The following is a 4,606-nucleotide window of genomic DNA, read 5'->3' on the forward strand; positions in this document are numbered from 1 at the left end:
CCGGTGTCGACGAGACCGAGGTCGACCTGGCGGGCCGGGCGGCGCCGCGTGGCCCGGATCGCGCGGGCGCTGGCGCCGCGCCCGGCCCGCCGGGCACCGGCCGTGGACGTCACCGCCGGGGGACAGGAGTACGCGCTCCTGCGGAGCACGGACGGCGGCCTGGACGGGCTCCGCCTCGCCGCCACCGGCCAGGCGCCGCCCGTCCCGGGGCCGGGCGAGGTGCTCCTACGCCCCGAGGCGTGCACCGTGCACTTCCGCGACGTCATGATCGCTCTAGGCGTCTACCCGGCCGAGGAGGGCGAGGCTCCCCCGCTCGGCTCGGACGCCACCGGCGTCGTGGTCGCCGTCGGGGACGGCGTCGACCACGTGCGCGCCGGAGACCGCGTCACCGCGATCGTCCCCGGCGGCGGGACGATGGCCTCGCACTGCCTGGCCCGCGCGGAGCTCACCCTGCCGCTCCCGCCCGGCGCCGACCCCGCCGAGTTCGCCCCGCTCGCCCTGACGTACGGCAACGCCTGGCATTTCCTGCACGACGTCGGACGGCTGCGCGCGGGCGAGACCGTGCTCGTCCACTCGGCCGCGGGCGGAACCGGGCTGGCCGCCGTCGCCGTGGCGCGGCTGCTCGGCGCGACCGTCCTGGCCACCGCGGGGACCGGGGCCAAGCGGCGCCACCTGCGCGGGCGGGGCGTCGAGCACGTCTTCGACTCCCGCGACCTGCGCTTCGCCGAGCAGGTCCGCGAGGCCACCGGCGGACGCGGCGTCGACGTCGTCCTCAACTCGCTGAGCGGCCCCGCCATGCACGCCTCGCTGACGCTGCTGGCGCCGCGCGGACGGTTCGTGGAGATCGGCAAGCGGGACCTCTTCGACGGCACCCGGGTCGACCTGAGCGACCTGCGCCGCGGCAACACCTACGCGGCGGTGGACATGGCGCTGACCGCCGCGGACCGTCCGGGGGTGCTCCGCGACGCCGCCGAGCGGGCCCTCGCCGAAGTCGCCGCCGGACGGCTGGCGCCGCTGCCTTTCGAAAGCCGCCCGCTGGACGGCGCCGCGGCCGCGTTCAAGCGGCTGGCGTCCGGCGACCACATCGGGCGGATCGTGCTGACGTTCCCGGAACCGGGCCGGAAGCTGCGCGTCGAGGAGCCACCACGGGACGTGGTCCGCCCCGGCGGCGCCTACATCGTCACCGGCGCCACCAGGGGCGTGGGCCTGGAAGCCGCGCGGTGGCTCGCCGGAGCCGGCGCTGCCCGGGTCGTTCTCGGCGGGCGCGGCCGGCCCGGCCCCCGGCAGGCCGAGGCCGTCGACGCGGTGCGGGCGGGCGGCTGCGAAGTGGAACTGGTCCGCGGGGACATCGGCGACCCCGGCACCGCGCGGCGCCTGGTCGCCGCCGCCGGACCGGGCCTGCGCGGCGTCCTGCACACCGCCGTGGTGCTCGACGACGCGCCGATGGGCGAACTCACGCCGGACCGGGTGGCGCCCGTCTGGCACCCCAAGGTCACCGGCGCCAGAAACCTGCACGAGGCCACCGCGGGCATCGACCTGGACTGGTTCGTGATCTTCTCGTCGCAGGCCGCCATGATCGGCAACCTGGGGCAGCCGAGCTACTCCGCCGCGGGAAACTGGGTCGACGCGTTCGCGCGATGGCGCCACCGGCGGGGCCTGCCCGCGCTGTCGGTGAACTGGGGCGCGTGGGGGGAGAGCGGCCGCGCCACCGACTTCGCCGAACGCGGCTTCGAGACCATCACCGACGCCGAGGGGTTCGCCGCGCTGCGCGAACTCATCCGGCACGGCAGGGTGAACACCGGGATGTTCCCCTACCGGCCCGAGGTGATGGCCCGCTACTACCCGTACGGCGTGCAAGCCCCGCTCCTGGCCGACGTGCAGACCCGGGTGGCCGGGCCGGAGCAGGACCTCGACGCGGCCGCCGTCCACGCGCGGCCTCCCGGACCGGCGCGTACCGAGCTGATCCAGGCGATCGTGCTGCGCGGCCTGGCCGCCCTGCTGTGCGCCGATCACGCGTCCGTCCCCGCGCACGCCCACTTCACCGAAGTCGGCCTGGACTCGCTCATGGCCGTCGCGCTGACCCAGCGCCTCAACAACGCCCTGGGCGCCTCTCTCACCTCCGCCACGGCATGGGCCAACCCCTCGGCGGCCGAACTCGCCGCCCACATCGACAAGACCCTCGCCCCGCGACATTCCTAGCTCCGGCGACCGGGGCGTCACCCGGCCGTGTGCGCGAGGACGGCCGCGGCCAGTTCCTCGTGCGTCTCCGGCGGCAGCGTGTGCCCCATTCCCGCCACGGTCATCAGCCGCGCCCCCGGGATCCGCTCGGCGATGACGGCGCCGTGCCCCGGCTTGACCGGCTCGTGCGTGCCCTCGATGACCAGCGTGGGCGCCGTCACCCGGGGCAGCGCGCCCACCGGCTCGAAGCCGGGGTCGGCCGCCGCGGCGAGCCGGTGGTTGGCCGCCGCCGACAGGTCGCGGGCGCGGTCGTAGATCCGCTCCTGCAGGCGCCGCGCCGCGTCCTCGTCGAACGGCAGCCCGGTGCCGTGCAGGACGCGCTGCTCGGCGATCATGCCGTCGATCACCGCGCGCCGGTCCCGCGGCGGCGGTGCGGCCATCAGGGCGCGGAAGAAGCCGGTGAACTCCGGCCTCGGCTCCGGCAGCGCGCCCTCGGGCTGCGGCTCGCCCGTCAGCGCCCGCATGAGCACCCGCCCTTCGCCGCCGCCGAGCGGCGAGGACGCGATGACGGTCAGCGAACGCACCCGCTCCGGCCGCTCGACGGCGATGAGCTGGCCGAGCAGCCCGCCCGCCGAATGCCCGACCAGGTGCGCGCTTTCGAGGCCGTGGGCGTCCATCACGCGGTAGACGTCGTTCTTGACGGCGTCCCACGTGTACGGCTCGGCCGCGAAGTCGACGGTGCCGGACATGCCGGTGTCGCGGTGGTCGTACCGGACGACGCGGCGGCCGCCGGCGGCCAGGCGGCCGACGAACTCGTCCGGCCAGCAGACGCCCTGCGACATCGAACCCATGATCAGCAGGATGGGCGCGTCGGTGTCGGCGCCGAACTCTTCACTCCAGATGGTCACGTTCTGCATGTCTCAGAGCATGGCGCCTTCGGCCGCGGGCGCCTTCTGTAGAACTACTAGCCGCGCCAGTTCCGTACGGGAGCCGATGCCCAGCTTCGGATAGATCTTGTACAGGTGGTATTCGACCGTGCGCGGGCTGAGGAGGAGCCGGGCGGCGATCTGCCTGCTCGACAGCCCGTCGGCGACCAGGCCCGCGATGCGCAGTTCCTGCGGGGTCAGCGCGTCGAGCACCGCCGGAGGCGAAGCCGGCCCGCTCTCGCCCGCCGCGCGCAGCTCGTCCTGCGCGCGCCTCGCCCACGGCCCGGCGCCCGCCTGCCGGAACGTTTCCGACGCTCTGCGCAGGTGCGTCCGCGCCTCGGCCGGGCGCTGCGCGCGGCGCAGGCGCTCGCCCAGCAGCAGGGCGGTCCTGGCCGCTTCGAACGGGTTGGTGTGCAGCCGCAGCGCCTCGGCGAGGGCGTCCTCGGACGATTCGGCCAGGCCCCGGCAGCGGGCCAGCAGCGCGCGCGACTCGGGCGTCGCGGCGTGCGCCGTCCACCGTTCGTAGGCGCGCAGCGCCGCCCGCGCGCCCGCCTGGTCGCCCGGCGCCGACGGCGGCCTCGATGCGGTCGCGCGCCGCGCGTCCCGTCACGGTCGGATGCCCGGCGCCGGGACCCGCCGCCGCGAGGGCCGTGAAGCGGTCGTGCGCCGTGCCGTAGCGGCCCAGGCCCAGATCGAGCAGCGCCCGCGCGTACGCGGCCACGCCCGCCTGCAGGCCCGCCCGGTGCGGCACGGCGATCGCCAGCGCCTCGCGGGCCAGCCGTTCGCACGGTTTCTCCTCGCCGCGCAGCGCCGCCAGGGCCGCCAGGTTGGCCAGGTGCGCGGCCGCCGTGTTCGCGTATCCGGCCTCCCGGGCGAGCGCCAGGCCCTCCTCCGACAGGGCCCGGCTGTGCGCGAGCCGCCCGGCGATGCGCTCGGCGGTCGCCGCGAACTCCAGCACGGCGGGCAGCTGCCCGGTCAGCCCCGACACCCGGGCGACCCGTCCGGCCCGTTCGGCCATCTCGACGGCCAGGTCCATCTCGCCCAGGGCGCTGGCCGCGGCCGTGGCCCACAGATGCTGCGCCGCGTCCTCCAGTTCCCCGGCGCGCGCCAGCGCCCCCGCAGCACGCCCCGGGCCCGCGGCGTCGCCGTCCAGTGTCAGGCCGATCCCGGCGACCGCGTCCCGCAGGAACCCCTCGGGGTGCGCCGCGGCCCTGCGGCCGAGCTCGACGATGGCCGGGGTGTCCCCGACATGGGAGGCCGCCTCCACGGCGTCGGCCAGCATGTCCAGGCCGTCGCCCGCCGCCAGGATCCGCACGGCCTCGGCGACGTCCCCGGAATTCAGTTCGAACCGGCCCCGGAGCCGGGCGATCTCCAGGGTGAGGCCGGTGTCGTCGCGGCCCGTTCCGCGCGCTCGGCCAGCAGCGTCTCCGCCCGTCCCGGCCGGCCGCCGAGCCAGGCGGCGACGGCGGCGTCCTTCAGCCGGACGGCCCGGGCGCGCCGCC

At 76.7% G+C, this 4,606-nt stretch carries 4 protein-coding genes; 2 read left to right on the forward strand and 2 right to left on the reverse strand.

The window, feature by feature from the left end:
- On the forward strand, positions 1-2,199 hold a 2,199-nt coding region (locus BJF79_RS32485), incomplete at its 5' end, for an SDR family NAD(P)-dependent oxidoreductase (protein WP_143220523.1).
- Positions 2,200-2,216: 17 nt separating this feature from the next.
- On the opposite strand, the gene BJF79_RS32490 is transcribed toward BJF79_RS32485, so the two are convergent.
- Positions 2,217-3,095: an alpha/beta fold hydrolase gene (locus tag BJF79_RS32490; protein WP_083734367.1), complete on the reverse strand. Its 879-nt coding sequence runs from the start codon at positions 3,093-3,095 to the stop codon at positions 2,217-2,219.
- Between the two features lie 3 nt (positions 3,096-3,098).
- Entirely contained in the window at positions 3,099-3,317 is a 219-nt protein-coding gene (locus tag BJF79_RS62610) for a helix-turn-helix domain-containing protein (RefSeq protein WP_262402868.1), read from the reverse strand.
- A 694-nt stretch (positions 3,318-4,011) separates the two neighbouring features.
- On the opposite strand from BJF79_RS62610, the gene BJF79_RS62615 reads away from it, so the two are divergent.
- The coding region (locus tag BJF79_RS62615) for a hypothetical protein (RefSeq protein ID WP_262402869.1) at positions 4,012-4,606 on the forward strand (595 nt) is incomplete at its 3' end.

The sequence above is a fragment of the Actinomadura sp. CNU-125 genome (assembly GCF_001942465.1).
Classification (GTDB): domain Bacteria; phylum Actinomycetota; class Actinomycetes; order Streptosporangiales; family Streptosporangiaceae; genus Spirillospora.